General features: G+C 38.7%; 19 protein-coding genes and 1 pseudogene. 11 read left to right on the top strand and 9 right to left on the bottom strand.

The features are described 5' to 3' along the window. Positions 1 to 3 precede the first annotated feature (3 nt). Entirely contained in the window at positions 4 to 489 is a 486-nt protein-coding gene (locus tag ACN6NE_RS00530) for a hypothetical protein (protein WP_474324045.1), read from the top strand. Positions 490 to 788: 299 nt separating this feature from the next. Here ACN6NE_RS00530 and ACN6NE_RS00525 read toward each other — a convergent pair. Beyond that, a pseudogene (locus ACN6NE_RS00525) lies at positions 789 to 1,034 on the bottom strand (GNAT family N-acetyltransferase); the annotation flags it as partial. 143 nt (positions 1,035 to 1,177) lie between these two features. Here ACN6NE_RS00525 and ACN6NE_RS00520 point away from each other — a divergent pair. From ACN6NE_RS00520 to ACN6NE_RS00505, 4 genes are all read left to right on the top strand, one after another. Continuing rightward, the gene (locus ACN6NE_RS00520; RefSeq protein WP_240702740.1) at positions 1,178 to 1,408 is read left to right on the top strand and encodes a hypothetical protein; all 231 of its coding nucleotides are present in this window, start codon (positions 1,178 to 1,180) and stop codon (positions 1,406 to 1,408) included. Further along, positions 1,396 to 1,758, top strand: a complete 363-nt coding sequence (locus ACN6NE_RS00515) for a glycosyltransferase (RefSeq protein WP_240702748.1) — start codon at positions 1,396 to 1,398, stop codon at positions 1,756 to 1,758. The genes ACN6NE_RS00520 and ACN6NE_RS00515 overlap by 13 nt, the downstream gene beginning before the upstream one ends. 67 nt (positions 1,759 to 1,825) lie before the next feature. Then, the gene (locus ACN6NE_RS00510; protein ID WP_474324318.1) at positions 1,826 to 2,437 is read left to right on the top strand and encodes a TetR/AcrR family transcriptional regulator; all 612 of its coding nucleotides are present in this window, start codon (positions 1,826 to 1,828) and stop codon (positions 2,435 to 2,437) included. 154 nt (positions 2,438 to 2,591) lie between these two features. Further along, positions 2,592 to 3,182 carry a hypothetical protein gene (locus ACN6NE_RS00505; protein WP_129710567.1) on the top strand — a complete coding sequence of 197 codons (591 nt, stop codon included), beginning with the start codon at positions 2,592 to 2,594 and terminating at the stop codon, positions 3,180 to 3,182. A gap of 40 nt (positions 3,183 to 3,222) precedes the next feature. Here ACN6NE_RS00505 and ACN6NE_RS00500 read toward each other — a convergent pair whose 3' ends face one another. The 6 genes from ACN6NE_RS00500 to ACN6NE_RS00475 form a co-directional block, all read right to left on the bottom strand. Beyond that, on the bottom strand, positions 3,223 to 3,576 hold the full coding sequence (locus ACN6NE_RS00500) for a DUF1516 family protein (RefSeq protein ID WP_223272376.1): 354 nt from the start codon (positions 3,574 to 3,576) through the stop codon (positions 3,223 to 3,225). A gap of 140 nt (positions 3,577 to 3,716) precedes the next feature. Beyond that, on the bottom strand, positions 3,717 to 4,139 hold the full coding sequence (locus tag ACN6NE_RS00495) for a NucA/NucB deoxyribonuclease domain-containing protein (protein ID WP_013083984.1): 423 nt from the start codon (positions 4,137 to 4,139) through the stop codon (positions 3,717 to 3,719). A 140-nt stretch (positions 4,140 to 4,279) separates the two neighbouring features. Further along, positions 4,280 to 4,744 carry a FixH family protein gene (locus ACN6NE_RS00490; protein WP_129710565.1) on the bottom strand — a complete coding sequence of 155 codons (465 nt, stop codon included), beginning with the start codon at positions 4,742 to 4,744 and terminating at the stop codon, positions 4,280 to 4,282. Positions 4,745 to 4,773: 29 nt separating this feature from the next. Continuing rightward, the gene (locus tag ACN6NE_RS00485; protein WP_474324041.1) at positions 4,774 to 6,156 is read right to left on the bottom strand and encodes a PepSY-associated TM helix domain-containing protein; all 1,383 of its coding nucleotides are present in this window, start codon (positions 6,154 to 6,156) and stop codon (positions 4,774 to 4,776) included. A gap of 131 nt (positions 6,157 to 6,287) precedes the next feature. After that, on the bottom strand, positions 6,288 to 6,929 hold the full coding sequence (locus ACN6NE_RS00480) for a response regulator (RefSeq protein ID WP_014459245.1): 642 nt from the start codon (positions 6,927 to 6,929) through the stop codon (positions 6,288 to 6,290). Continuing rightward, on the bottom strand, positions 6,930 to 7,751 hold the full coding sequence (locus ACN6NE_RS00475; protein WP_129710563.1) for a sensor histidine kinase: 822 nt from the start codon (positions 7,749 to 7,751) through the stop codon (positions 6,930 to 6,932). Positions 7,752 to 7,974: 223 nt separating this feature from the next. Here ACN6NE_RS00475 and ACN6NE_RS00470 point away from each other — a divergent pair, with 223 nt between their 5' ends. Together ACN6NE_RS00470 and ACN6NE_RS00465 are read left to right on the top strand one after the other, a co-directional pair. Continuing rightward, positions 7,975 to 8,808, top strand: a complete 834-nt coding sequence (locus tag ACN6NE_RS00470; protein ID WP_129710562.1) for an AraC family ligand binding domain-containing protein — start codon at positions 7,975 to 7,977, stop codon at positions 8,806 to 8,808. A gap of 27 nt (positions 8,809 to 8,835) precedes the next feature. Next, entirely contained in the window at positions 8,836 to 9,465 is a 630-nt protein-coding gene (locus tag ACN6NE_RS00465; RefSeq protein ID WP_474324038.1) for a LysE family translocator, read from the top strand. A 312-nt stretch (positions 9,466 to 9,777) separates the two neighbouring features. Here the strand turns inward: ACN6NE_RS00465 and ACN6NE_RS00460 are convergent, their stop codons facing one another. Beyond that, positions 9,778 to 10,140 carry a transporter gene (locus tag ACN6NE_RS00460; RefSeq protein ID WP_129710560.1) on the bottom strand — a complete coding sequence of 121 codons (363 nt, stop codon included), beginning with the start codon at positions 10,138 to 10,140 and terminating at the stop codon, positions 9,778 to 9,780. A gap of 202 nt (positions 10,141 to 10,342) precedes the next feature. Between ACN6NE_RS00460 and ACN6NE_RS00455 the strand changes: the two genes are divergently transcribed. From ACN6NE_RS00455 to cotJC, 3 genes are read left to right on the top strand one after another with little or no spacing between them, the layout of a single operon-like run. Further along, positions 10,343 to 10,591: a spore coat associated protein CotJA gene (locus ACN6NE_RS00455; RefSeq protein ID WP_013057939.1), complete on the top strand. Its 249-nt coding sequence runs from the start codon at positions 10,343 to 10,345 to the stop codon at positions 10,589 to 10,591. Continuing rightward, complete coding sequence (locus ACN6NE_RS00450) at positions 10,588 to 10,848, top strand: spore coat protein CotJB (protein WP_129710559.1); 261 nt, start codon at positions 10,588 to 10,590, stop codon at positions 10,846 to 10,848. The genes ACN6NE_RS00455 and ACN6NE_RS00450 overlap by 4 nt, the downstream gene beginning before the upstream one ends. A gap of 21 nt (positions 10,849 to 10,869) precedes the next feature. Next, positions 10,870 to 11,439: a spore coat protein CotJC gene (gene cotJC / locus ACN6NE_RS00445; protein WP_013057937.1), complete on the top strand. Its 570-nt coding sequence runs from the start codon at positions 10,870 to 10,872 to the stop codon at positions 11,437 to 11,439. A gap of 70 nt (positions 11,440 to 11,509) precedes the next feature. Here cotJC and ACN6NE_RS00440 read toward each other — a convergent pair whose 3' ends face one another. Beyond that, positions 11,510 to 11,878, bottom strand: a complete 369-nt coding sequence (locus ACN6NE_RS00440; protein ID WP_129710558.1) for a nuclear transport factor 2 family protein — start codon at positions 11,876 to 11,878, stop codon at positions 11,510 to 11,512. 303 nt (positions 11,879 to 12,181) lie between these two features. On the opposite strand from ACN6NE_RS00440, the gene ACN6NE_RS00435 reads away from it, so the two are divergent. Further along, positions 12,182 to 12,760: a TetR/AcrR family transcriptional regulator gene (locus ACN6NE_RS00435; protein WP_063247369.1), complete on the top strand. Its 579-nt coding sequence runs from the start codon at positions 12,182 to 12,184 to the stop codon at positions 12,758 to 12,760. Positions 12,761 to 12,778: the final 18 nt, after the last annotated feature.

The following is a 12,778-nucleotide window of genomic DNA, read 5'->3' as shown; positions in this document are numbered from 1 at the left end:
ATCATGAATACAATAGACGCTAAGATTATTAAAACCCAATACGGTTCAGAGGTTTATGTAGATGACGTAGAGCATATTAACTTTAAAAGCCTTCATGCGCTGAAAGTGAACCAGCCGCTCTATCGCATTGAATTTGAAATTGGCTACTTTTTATTAAAAGAACATAGATATTACGAATACGAAAAGAACTATTTTTGGCTTGCAGTAAGCGAAGATTTTAGTAAGCTCATTATTCAAGAGCCTGATATGGAAAGCTTATTTGGAGCTAAAAGTGAAGACGAAAGAAAGGCGACAAAAGAGCTTTTAAGTCAGTGGCTCATTCATACCGAGGCTTATAAAAAGCAATTAAACCAACATATTAATGACTGCAAAAAAAGTAATAAAACAAATGAGGGTATAACGCCTATTTTAGAAAAGTTGCTGCATATTTCAGCAGCAGACATTGAACAAGCCCCAATCGAGAAATTAGCTGCTTCACGAGCAGTTTAACTTAAAAAAGTAGATAGTATTCATAGCTGTAAAAGAAAAAAGATGCTTCGTTTAAAACGCGAAGCATCTTTTTTTCATTCTTTATAAAGAGCGGGTTTATCTTTAGGAAAGGCTCTTTTTACATAGATTATTTCCTGATAAGAGGTGATAAAATACTCTTTCAGGAGGCGGTTTCTCAATGATTAAAGACATCTATGCCACGTTTTCGGACTTAACCAAAGACGAGCAAATTCAACTATTTAACCTTTTAAAATTCCTATGTTGAAACGACTGTATTACTTATTCCGCTAAAGCCTCTGTTACTTGAATAGCTTATACCAGTATAAAGTGGTTTCAATAGTAGGATTATATGACTGCTTTAGTGTGTCAACGCCACCTAGTATGAATCCTTGTTTCACATAAAATCTGCATGCACCAAGATTATCATCTTGTGCTTCCAAGGACATTCCTATAAGTTTTCTTTGTTTTGCCCACTCTTCTGCTTTATTTAAGAGCAACTTTCCGACTCCACTGCCTCTATAATCTTTTTTAGTAGCAATGTTTTCATGGAGAAAGACCTAACGATTTTTCATGTCCGTACCCAAAGCAGCGTACAGCAGCTAACCCAACCATTATTTCGTCAAGTCCCACTGTATTTTCCTTATCTAAAGATTGGCCTGAACACGTTCATTCCTACGGAAATTGGTTTATGGACAGTGACCATAGCTATCAGCCGGAAGAGAAGCTTGAAAGGTTTTTAAAGGCTGGAGAACCGCCAGTTTATATTGGATTTGGAAGTGTTGGGGATAAAAAAAATGCAGGCGAAACGACTGCTTTAGTGATTAAAGCCTTAAAACTTGCCAAGAAACGAGGTATCATCAATACAGGAGGAAGCGGAATGAATCACACGGAAGAGATACAGAAGACATTTTATTTGTAAAAGATATTCCTCATGAGTGGCTGTTTCCTAAAATGTCTGCCGTTGTTCATCATGGAGGAGCAGGAACAACAGTCGAAGGCCTTCGAGCTGGTGTTCCAAGTATTATTGTTCCTTATGGAAATGACCAATTCGCTTGGGGAAGAAAAATTCACGAGCTAGGAGCTGGAGCAAAAGCCATTCCGAGAAAAGAATTGACCGCTGAAAAATTATCCGCAGCCATTTCCTATACGCAGGTTAATGAAATTCGATCCAAAGCACAAGAAATTGGAAAACAAATCCGAGCTGAAAAAGGAGTTGAAAAAGCAGCTCAGGTGATTATTAATACACTCGAGACATTCGGGAATAAATAAAAAGTAAGCGAGCGTGAAAAAAATGCCAAAAGTAAGGGAAGGATACGCTGAAAAAAAGAAGTAAGAGATTTTAGAAGCAGACAAAAGAGTATGTAAGAGCAAACCGGTGCATGATGTAGCCATGCGAGATATCGTCTTGGAATCTGGAATGAGTCAAGGAGGCGTGTACAAATATTTTTCAAACCTTGATGAAGTATTTGGCGGACTTCTTAATCAAGAAAGCGTCAGCTATAAAGTAAAAGATAAAATTGAAGCCCTACTTCAGACAAAGAAAGATTCCTTTGAAATGCTGCATGATTTCATTATGTATATTGGAGAGCATATTCAAGAATCGATGACAGCAAGAGGAGAAATTTACTTTGAACTAGTAGCGTTGTATTCAAAAGACCCTCAGCGTTTTATGAAAATTGAAGATCAGCTAGTTGAAGTATCTAACCTTAAATATATTCAAAAGAAGCTTCACGACTTTATCACGGAACAAATAGAAGTAAAGAATTTCTCTCTGGCTGTACCAACAGATGATCTGCTAGCTTTTATGGCTACAACGATCAACGGAATCACACAAAATCCAGCACCGGTTTACAACGTCGATGAACAGAAACAAGTTACAGAAGAGGCAAATGTAGAACGTCATATAATTACGCTGTCCATAGCTGTCCGAAAGATGTTAGGTGAATAAGTACAGTTGCAATCTTGAAATGTTCCTTGTAGTATTGCCAGCAGCGTTAAGTTTGTATAGAAAAAAGTTTTTGTAAATCCTCCACCTCCTCTGAATAGTTTTGCAAAAATTAAGCATAATACCATTGCAAACTATATTTAAGGAGATGGAAAAAATGAAAAAAGGACTTATCATTGCTTCTTCAGTTCTTTTTCTTTCAGGCTTAGCTGCATGTGGAGGAAATAAAGACAATAACGCAATGGACAATACTCAAAATGACTTACGCAACACTTCTACAAACAACGGAGTTGATAACAATATCCCAAGGGACAACACCGATCAGCCCACGAAATCAGTTGAAGCAGCGCAAAATGTAGAAGATATGAAGGAAGTTGATGATGCGTATGTACTTCGCGATAATAATAATGCTTATGTAACAGTAGATCTAGCCGGAAATGACGCAGCGGACAACAATGATAACGGTAAGGTTAACAACGTAACGTATAACGGCGATACTTACCATGAAGTTTCAACTGATTTTGAACAAAAAATTGCGGACCGCGTGAGAGAAGCAGATAATAAAATCGACAAAGTATACGTGGCGTTTGTAAACACAGGTCTAGATAACATGAACAACAATAACGTACCTGGTGTAGATAAAAATGACAAGATGTACAGAGATGATGAAAAAGACAATAACCGTGATCCGGAAGATATTATAGAAGATCCAAAAGATATGATGGACCGTAACAACAAAGATCAATAACATCAAAAAGGCCTCTGAATCCCCAGAGGCCTTTGTTTCATTAACTAAGTTCGAGTAAAGAAATAAAAATCGGAAGAACACAGCAAGAAACGGCTGAAATAAAATCAAGCTCGTTCTGTTTTTTTGCAGAAAGCGTGAACTCCATCAAAATAATTGTTAGGATACTCATGAAAAGCGTTGCATAAAAAAGAAAATCGCGCTGACTTTCCACTAAAAACAACACCGCATTTAAAATCAAAATAACGGCATAAAGAAACTTAAGCAGCACGTGAAGCTGCATGCTGAATTTATTCTCTTGTTTGTAGCGCAAGATATAGACAAAAAAGAAAATAAATAAAGTTAATTGCCATGAGGCAGGAAGTAGCTGCTGCCATAGATTGTCCAAGAAACTCATTCCTCCTATAAAACGATGATGCATATATATAAAGCACACGTTTTTATTTTAAAAGTGAAGAGTATCTTTAGGCAAGAGCAATTTTTCATTTTTTATAGACTTTTAATATAAAAAAAGAAAGGTCATCACGACCATTCTTTTTACTTCACTTCAATTAAAACCTTCGTACCGTCAGGAAACTCGTCTACTTGATGTGAGATCCAAGACCCGGCGCCTCGGTTGTCTGAAGGCTTTACATATTCAATATCTGCGCCGTTTCCGCCTTCTTCACAAAAGGCCATCGGAAACTCATCTCGGTCATAGCCGCTTTTAGTCGGAATGCCTTTTAAAGACTCACGGCGGTTTTCCTCAGCCCCGTCTCGGTCGATTGTACAAACAGCCGATTTTCCTTTATCGATTGCATGTTGAATGTGCGCTGCAGTTTCAGGGTAACGATCAGCAGGGAAGGTAATTACTTCATCGTAGGAGGTATTCGTTGAAGAGTTCTGCTCTAACGGATTTCCTTCAATCATAACAATAACGGCTAATACTAAAATTAAAATACCAGAAACAATTTTTTTCAATCTGTAAAACTCCTTTATAAAACGTTTATCACTTTTATTTTAAAGTAATAAGAAAAAAATGTAAAAACATATAATGGAACTAGCTAGAATCCATAAGAAAAATATAAGCTCACGCGCAGATGCTGAACGTGAGCTTATGTCTAATGATGAGAGTGATGATGATGCGTTTTGTTTTCAGCTGGCTGCAGTGAACGTAACTCTTCTTTCGATAATTTGCCTACTGCGACTTGCTGAGTAGGAAGGATGTGCTCACCGCGGGCATTAATATCGGTTTGAATATAGTAAATACCATCCTCTTTAAAGGCTGCTTTTGCTTTATACATACTGCCGTCATAATGTGCCTTTGCTGTTTCAACTTTACCGGGAGCATCTTTTTTCCACACTTTAAACTGAACGATTTTGGCATCATCCACCGTTTTATTTTCTTGCATTACATGCACTTCTAACACCTGTGTGCTCTGTGGCTCTATATTTTCAGGAAGCATCACATGCGCAGACAGAGGCTTTTGCTGCTTGTAGAGCTGGTCTGCGTTACTGTTTACAGAGCACGCGGAAAGTACAAGTGTACTAAATATGATCAATCCGGGTATTTTCCATTTGTTCATTGTTACTGCACCTCACATCGTTTCATAAATCATGCGTTTAAAAACCGCTTCAATGCTGGAATTCGTTTGATGACAAAGAAATCTAAAAGCCACACGATAATCAAGGACAGTCCGACTAAAGGAAAGACGAGACCAAACACCACGATTATACACGTCACGATTCGCAGTGCATTTCCTTCAGGAACTTTAGGAGCCCCCATATTTTTAGCTGGTTTTCGTTTCCACCACAGTAAGGCTCCGCTGATAGCGATACCAGCAATTCCGATACAAATAATAAGGCCCATAAGCTGATTTATAAATCCAAACTGTGTGCCTTTATGAAGCGTAATACCAAGTGCAATCAATTTGCCCATAAATCCATAGTTGCCGTACCGATAATCAGCTAAAACAGCTCCAGTATATTGATCAAGGTGAATGGTTGCTTCATCCTGAGCCCTTGGTGAAAAAACAGAAAGCGTATATACGCTTTGAGGTTCTTGCGGGATGGAAATGGTGTAGCCGTCGTGAATATGCTGTTCTTTTGCAATACCTACAATGTCATCAAGCGATACTTTTGTATATTGCTGAGCTGTGGAGCTTGGAACTTCTAACGTTTCAGCTCCCCAAGGCACGTCCGCTACATCTTTTGTTTGCACGCTTGAAGTAGGCGCACTGCCTACCCAAATAGACGGAGGGTATCCAACGCCTGCGTTTGTGGCGATTTGCTGAAACGCATTGCCCCACAGTCCTGACCACGGAAGGCCCGTTAGTACGAGAAAAAGCATACCAGCTGAAATCCAAAAGGCCGGTACCGCATGAAGATCTCGTACAAGCACGTTTTTACCTTTTGAAAAACGAGGAATCAGCACGCCTTTTATTTTGTCTTTTTTGCGCGGCCACCATAAAAAAGCGCCGGTTACAATTAAGACAATCGCCCAGCAGGCCGCAAGTTCTACAATACGATCACCCACGGTTCCTGCCATCAGCTCTCCGTGAAATTCTTCAATTTGATTCATTAAGCGACTCGAATCATCTAATTTTCCTATGATGTGACCATTATGAGGATTAACGAAAATCGTATATGTATGGTCTTTTAATGAGATTCCTACTTCTGAAGAACGAGTGGGGCGATCACTGGGCTTATAAGTCAACACGTCAGCACCTGGATACTTTTCCTTTACAGCCTGTACTTGTGCTGAAGGAGATACGGACTGTGACTGAGCTTGTACATGATACAAGTCGTGGTACAGTCTTTCCTCAATTTGAGGCTTGAATAAATACATACCGCCAGTAACAGCTAATATAAGAAGAAACGGAGTAAACACTAAACCCGCATAAAAATGCCAGCGCCATGTGGCTTTGTATAGACCTTGAGAACGCGCCGTGCTTTTTTTATTTGTACTCGTTGTCTCTTCTTGCTTTTCCTGCATCATTTTTTCCTCCTTTTTACTAACTAACGTGCTTTTATTATAGAAGGAAAGGGAGAATTAGCCATCACTCCTGAGAGTGATTGTTGGGACTTATAAGAGGAAGGTGCTAATAAAAAAACAGCTCGTGAAAGCTGTTAATTCATTAAGCCATTTTGAAACGCATAGCTTGTCAGCTGCACGCGGTTTTCTAAATGAAGCTTGCTTAAAATATTTTTTAAATGGCTTTTTACCGTGTGTTCAGAAATAAATAACTGCGCGGAGATATCGCGGTTCGACAGTCCTTTAGCCACTAATTGAAGTACTTCAAGCTCTCGTGCAGAAAGGGGAGTGTCGGGTTTTGTAATGGACGTTTCCTGAGGAAACTCTTTTAAAATTTGAAACGCAATTTCTTTTGACATAGGAACTTCATCTAAAGCGAACGCACGCAAATAGTCGTACCACACTTCAGACTGCAGGTTTTTTAACAAATAGCCCTGTGCGCCTTTTTTCAGCGCATCAAATAAATCCGTAATATCGTCTGAAACCGTGATAACCACAATTTTAACGTACGGAAACTGAAGCTTAATTTGTTTTGTCGCTTCTAAGCCGTCCATCACAGGCATTCCAATATCCATTAACACGATATCGGGCATTAATTTTTCAGTCAGCTCAATAGCTTCTTGCCCGTTGGTTCCTTCGCCAACAATAATAAAATCTTCATATTCTTCTAAAATATCGCGAATGCCTTCTCTCGCATGAGCATGATCATCTACAATTAAAATACGAAACGGCTGCATTTACGTAACCTCCTTTTTAATACTAACAGTCGTTTGATTCTGTTTTCGCTGAATAGAAAAGTCCCAGTTCATATCTTTAGCACGATCTTTCATAATTTGTAAACCAAGCCCGGCCTTGAGAGAGTCAGAGGTAAAACCTATACCGAAATCTGTAATTTCACAAATCCATCCGCCTGCCGTTTCACTGGCTGTAATCCAGATTTTATTTGTTTTTGCATGTTTAATGACGTTCATAGCAGCTTCTTTCACACAGGCAAACAGCTCATTTTTTTCTTTTCTCGACAGCGTTGTTTCTGACAGTCTCCAATCTAAATTTACATCTAGTAAATGAGTATGTGTTAAATCATCGACGTATTGATGAATGCTTTCAGTCCAGCTTTCTGAAGAGTCTGAAGGAGAGTGCTTTAAATTTGTAATCGCTTGGCGCGTATCGTCATGAACATGCTGCAGAGTTTGTTTCATTCGTATAAAATCAGGATCCTGCTCTAAGTTGTTTTTTCTTCCGAACTTGTTCATTTTAACAGATAGGAGGAACAGCGACTGCGCAATGCCATCATGCAGTTCACGAGCTAATTTTTCACGTTCAATAAGTGCTGCTTTCTTTTCTTTTTCTTGTCTTAGTTCCTCTTGTATTTTTTCTAAAATAGAAAATAAATAGCGGACAAACACAAGCGTGACAAAAAAGACAAGGAGCGGAGAAAGCACATTTCCCATATCCATTGAGATGTAAGGGAGCAAAAAGGCATGGCGAACATACTCCCAAAGCGCGATGGTCAGAGTTGGAAGAAGCAAAATCAGCCATTTAATTTGTCTATATTTCACGGTATCCCTTCTTTCGTCCATAAAATGTGTCTATATTTTATCATTTGAGCGGAAAATTACTAGAGGAAAGAAGAGAAATCACTCTTAAGAGTGATTAGTACCACCTGTAGCTGAACGGATAAAAGTAATGGAAAAAAGTCTTATCTGCAATATCATACAAGAAAAGTTTTCGAGTGAATAGTATGGTTAAAAAGCTTAGTATGTGACAAGGAGGGGTCGATTGATGACAAAAGAAATTCGCACGGCGCACGTTGATGCCGATTTACATATTGAAGCTTACCGTTTTAAAGGAATTATGCAAAAGTTTCCTGCTCATTTTCACGAGTATTATGTGATTGGATTTATTGAAGAAGGTCAGCGTCATTTAATTTGCCAAGGCAAAGAATACATCATTAACCCAGGAGATTTGCTGCTGTTTAATCCGTATGATGTCCATAGCTGTGAACAAATCGACGGCAAAACGCTTGATTATCGCTGTATTAACGTGACGCCAGAAGTAATGAAAAAAGCTGTTTTTGACATTAATGGCAGTGAAAGTCTTCCGCGTTTTAACAGCAGCGTGGTGCAAAGAAGTGATGCTGTCTCTAGTTTAAAAGAGCTTCATTTGCAAATTTTAAATGGTGAACGTGAGTTTAAGAAAGAAGAGTTATTTTTATATTTGCTAGAAGAACTCATGCAGGATCATTCAAATCTTTCTTTTCTTTCGTCAGCCGTTGACACGTCTCATGAAATCACAACTATCTGCAGCTATTTGGAAGACAACTATACAAACAAGATCACGCTGGATGAATTAAGTCAGCTAATTGGATGGAGCAAATACCGGCTGCTGCGTTCTTTTACAAAGCAAAAAGGAATCTCTCCATATAGCTACTTGGAAACAATTCGAATCAATCAGGCTAAAAAGCTGCTAGAGCAAGGAAAAAAACCGATTGACGTATCGTTTTTAACGGGATTCAGTGATCAAAGTCATTTGACTCGATTTTTTAAAAGTCAGGTTGGGTTAACACCAAAACAATACATGAAAATATTTGAAAGTGAAAAGAAAACAGGATGCTAGTAATAGCTCAAAAGGGAGAGAAGAACTGTGGATCATTTAGCTGCTTACATGCTGATGGCATTGGTCATGTCCATGATACCTGGTGCTGATACAATTCTTATCATGAAAAATACGCTTCATCACGGAGCAAAAGCAGGACGTTTTACCATACTCGGCATGGCTACAGGCCTCACGTTTTGGACGTTAATTGCTGTGCTTGGCTTGTCTGTTGCTATTGCGCAGTCGGTGTATCTGTTTAACACGATTAAATATATAGGGGCAGCGTACTTATTTTACTTAGGCATCAAAATATTTCTGACAAAAAATACGCTCTCATTGGAGGCCATTTCAGAAGAAACAAAAACTGTAAAGTCTTCATCTAATCGTTGCTATAAAGAATCATATATGCAAGGGGCTCTTAGTAATTTTCTTAATCCTAAAACGGTATTAGTTTATATTACGTTTATGCCACAGTTTATTAACTTGGATGCACACACAAATCAACAGCTTCTGATACTTGGTTTTATTCTGACGCTTATAGCGGTAGGGTGGTTTTTAATCTTGGTGTATGTAATAGATTACGTGAAAAAATGGCTTAAAAAACCGGTATTTCAAAAAGCTTTTCAACGATGCAGCGGAGTGCTGCTGATCGGTTTTGGAATAAAAACAATAGTGTAATAGTAGCTAGTAAGTAAAAAGAGGCTGGTATAAAAATTGTTAGTTGAAGGAAGATCCGAACGAGTTTGATTCTTGATTGAAAATCAAACTCGTTCGGATTTTTTTATTAGTATGGTGAACATAGCTTTCATATATTTATTCAGTTATTTCTAGCTGTTGATTGGAGGGCAAGGCGAAGACTCCCGCGGAAAGCGAAGTCTTGCACGGAAATCAACAGCGGTGTAACAAGCCACCCATACTAGTTCATGTATCCAATTTGCTCGTCTTTAGGTTGTATTGATTTAACTATGTCTCAATCTCTTTTCATAACGTTTAAAAACACGTAAACGAAACAATTTGTTGTGTATCCACACCGAAAATGGTCCAAAAACGTCCGTTCCATCTAAATCCTGCAACTGATCGCGGGCCTACAAAAATAGGAAAATACCAGAAGCTAGAGCCGTTTCTAAGCCATATGAACGTGTTGCGGAATAGACATAGAGAAATGGCTCCTGGATCAACGGCAAATGGAGTTGCCGTTTGTTGAGCTGGAATAAATGCCGGCGGAGGGGAAGTTGGGGCTTGCTGCGGGTTAGGTATAGGTAAACCGCCTGGTGGTCTAGGTGGGCCGGGCGGTAGTTGAGGTCCAGGAAATCTTGCTGAGTAAGAATAAAAATCCATGTAATTAATGTCCATTTTTTAATCATCTCTATTTTTTTATCACTATTTTATAAAGTATGAGAAAGCTGCCTAAAGGGATTGGGCAACTATAGCGTTTTTTACATAGGTCTTTTTTATGAAGAAAAGTTTGGTTCCTAAGTCGGAAATAAATTCCTTCATGAACTCGATAAAAGCTGAATAGGATAAAACAGAGTGTGTTTTTAGAGGAGGACTTTTCATGGATAACAATCCAAAAAAGATGTTTACACCGGTTAAGACCTATCAACCTTTCCACAGTATCTATGATCCTTGCCGGCCGATAGGAGTTAAATATTATTCTACGCCGCCTCAATTGTACATGGGATTTCAGCCGCCGAATCTGCAGCAGTTTTCACCGAAAGAAGCGCTAAAAAAAGGAACGCTGTGGCCGGCTTTTTGGGACTACTATGAAAATCCATACAAAGATAAGAAGAGGGATGAAGAATGAAAAATCTACCTCCGGAGTACTATCAGGATTTAGAGGAAATACAGGCCATTGATTTTGCACTAGTAGAATTAACGCTGTATTTAGATACCCATCCAAATGACCAGCACGCTATGCAGCAGTTTAACGAATACGCGCAGCAGGCTATGCAGTTAAAAAGAAACTTTGAAACAAAGTACGGGCCGCTCCAGCAGTATGGAAACAGCTATACCGACGGAAAGTGGAGCTGGGGAACAAGCCCTTGGCCATGGCAAATATAAGCAGATAAAGGCGGGAACTATATGTGGGTGTATGAAAAGAAATTGCAGTATCCAGTGAAAGTAAGCACGTGTAATCCAACGCTTGCCAAATATTTAATGGAACAATACGGGGGAGCGGACGGAGAGCTTGCAGCAGCACTTCGTTATTTGAATCAGCGCTATACGATTCCCGATAAAGTTGTTGGACTGCTAAACGATATCGGGACAGAAGAGTTTGCTCATCTTGAAATGATTGCTACGATGATTTATAAGTTAACAAAAGATGCAACGCCGGAGCAGCTGAAGGCAGCGGGATTAGCAGAACACTATGTGAACCATGATAGTGCACTTTATTACAATAATGCTGCTGGGGTTCCGTTTACAGCTACTTATATACAGGCAAAAGGAGATCCGATCGCAGATCTTTATGAAGACATAGCTGCAGAAGAAAAAGCAAGAGCTACATATCAATGGTTAATTGATATATCAGATGATCCCGATTTAAACGACAGCTTACGGTTTTTACGAGAAAGAGAGATTGTTCACTCACAGCGGTTCCGTGAGGCCGTGGAGATTTTAAAAGATGACAGAGACAGAAAGAAAGTCTTTTAACTAGTAAAAAAACATCCCCCTTGGCGAATGCAAACGAAAGGAGGGATGTTTTTTGTTGTGGCTGCGTTGATTATGCGCTAGAACTGCAGTGACAAGAAACAACCTTTAATTTCCCTTCAACATCTTTCCAAACTCGCGTATAGCTGTATTCGCCTCCGATCGATTCACCGGTCGCCAGCGACCCATTTAACGCTATTTTTGTAACCGTAACGGCAAGTTCTTGAAACAGGTTAATTTCTTGATCCAACACTTCGATGCCCGCTATATCAAGACTTTTTGAACGATGAGCATTTATATCTTCTTCTTTTGACAACCATTGCCCAAGGTGATTCACAAAAATAAGCTCATCTGAAAGTAATTCTTCTAATAGCTCTACGTTATTAGAAAGCATGGCTGAACGAAGCATTTCTTCGTATTCTATAACTCTTGCTTGGTTCATTTTTAATCCTCCTTTACGCCTTGTGTAACTCTTTTCTATTTCCACTTTGCTTTTCCTTTAAACTTCTGTCCTTAATAAATTATGTTATATTATGTTAATATAGGGGATAAGTGGACTAATTTTCTGTAAGCGCAAAAGATTCTGAAAGGCTCGGTTAATTACCTTTAAATGGTATAAAATTAGAATGAAAGAACCTTTTATTTCCACTTTTCTAGTTATCTTTTTACTATTAAGATGCAGTTTTTTATACTTGTAATTGTAGCGGAATGAACGTTCATTCCGTTTTTGAAAAGAGGTGATAAAGTGGAATCTACTCCAACAAAACAAAAAGCGATTTTTTCTGCTTCGCTTCTGCTGTTTGCAGAAAGAGGATTTGATGCAACAACGATGCCAATGATTGCAGAAAATGCCAAAGTAGGAGCAGGAACAATTTATCGCTACTTTAAAAATAAAGAAAGCCTTGTAAATGAATTATTTCAGCAACACGTAAACGAGTTTTTACAGTGCATTGAAAGCGGTCTGGCAAACGAAAGAGATGGATACCGAGATGGGTTTCATCATATCTTTGAAGGTATGGTGACATTTACTAAAAACCATCCTCGGGCTCTTGGATTTATTAAAACTCATAGCCAAGGAGCTTTTTTAACGGAAGAGAGCCGCTTAGCATATCAAAAGCTGGTGGAATTTGTTTGTACATTCTTCAGAGAAGGACAAAAGCAAGGTGTGATTAGAAATCTTCCTGAAAATGCGCTAATTGCTATTTTATTTGGAAGTTTCATGGAAGTATATGAAATGATTGAAAATGACTACTTATCTTTAACTGATGAACTTCTTACAGGTGTAGAAGAGAGTCTGTGGGCAGCACTTAGCAGACAATCATGAAACTTAACAAGTGAAAGA

The sequence above is a fragment of the Priestia sp. 53B2 genome (assembly GCF_056099005.1).
This window is presented reverse-complemented; position numbering and strand designations above follow the sequence as displayed.

Bases quoted from the DNA above. Each gene is read 5' to 3' on its own strand.
- ACN6NE_RS00530 (WP_474324045.1), top strand. From the start codon at position 4: ATGAATACAATAGACGCTAAGATTATTAAAACCCAATACGGTTCAGAG.
- ACN6NE_RS00520 (WP_240702740.1), top strand. From the start codon at position 1,178: ATGGACAGTGACCATAGCTATCAGCCGGAAGAGAAGCTTGAAAGGTTT.
- ACN6NE_RS00505 (WP_129710567.1), top strand. From the start codon at position 2,592: ATGAAAAAAGGACTTATCATTGCTTCTTCAGTTCTTTTTCTTTCAGGC.
- ACN6NE_RS00500 (WP_223272376.1), bottom strand. From the start codon at position 3,576: ATGAGTTTCTTGGACAATCTATGGCAGCAGCTACTTCCTGCCTCATGG.
- ACN6NE_RS00490 (WP_129710565.1), bottom strand. From the start codon at position 4,744: ATGAACAAATGGAAAATACCCGGATTGATCATATTTAGTACACTTGTA.
- ACN6NE_RS00485 (WP_474324041.1), bottom strand. From the start codon at position 6,156: ATGATGCAGGAAAAGCAAGAAGAGACAACGAGTACAAATAAAAAAAGC.
- ACN6NE_RS00480 (WP_014459245.1), bottom strand. From the start codon at position 6,929: ATGCAGCCGTTTCGTATTTTAATTGTAGATGATCATGCTCATGCGAGA.
- ACN6NE_RS00470 (WP_129710562.1), top strand. From the start codon at position 7,975: ATGACAAAAGAAATTCGCACGGCGCACGTTGATGCCGATTTACATATT.
- ACN6NE_RS00460 (WP_129710560.1), bottom strand. From the start codon at position 10,140: ATGGACATTAATTACATGGATTTTTATTCTTACTCAGCAAGATTTCCT.
- ACN6NE_RS00455 (WP_013057939.1), top strand. From the start codon at position 10,343: ATGGATAACAATCCAAAAAAGATGTTTACACCGGTTAAGACCTATCAA.
- ACN6NE_RS00450 (WP_129710559.1), top strand. From the start codon at position 10,588: ATGAAAAATCTACCTCCGGAGTACTATCAGGATTTAGAGGAAATACAG.
- cotJC (WP_013057937.1), top strand. From the start codon at position 10,870: ATGTGGGTGTATGAAAAGAAATTGCAGTATCCAGTGAAAGTAAGCACG.
- ACN6NE_RS00440 (WP_129710558.1), bottom strand. From the start codon at position 11,878: ATGAACCAAGCAAGAGTTATAGAATACGAAGAAATGCTTCGTTCAGCC.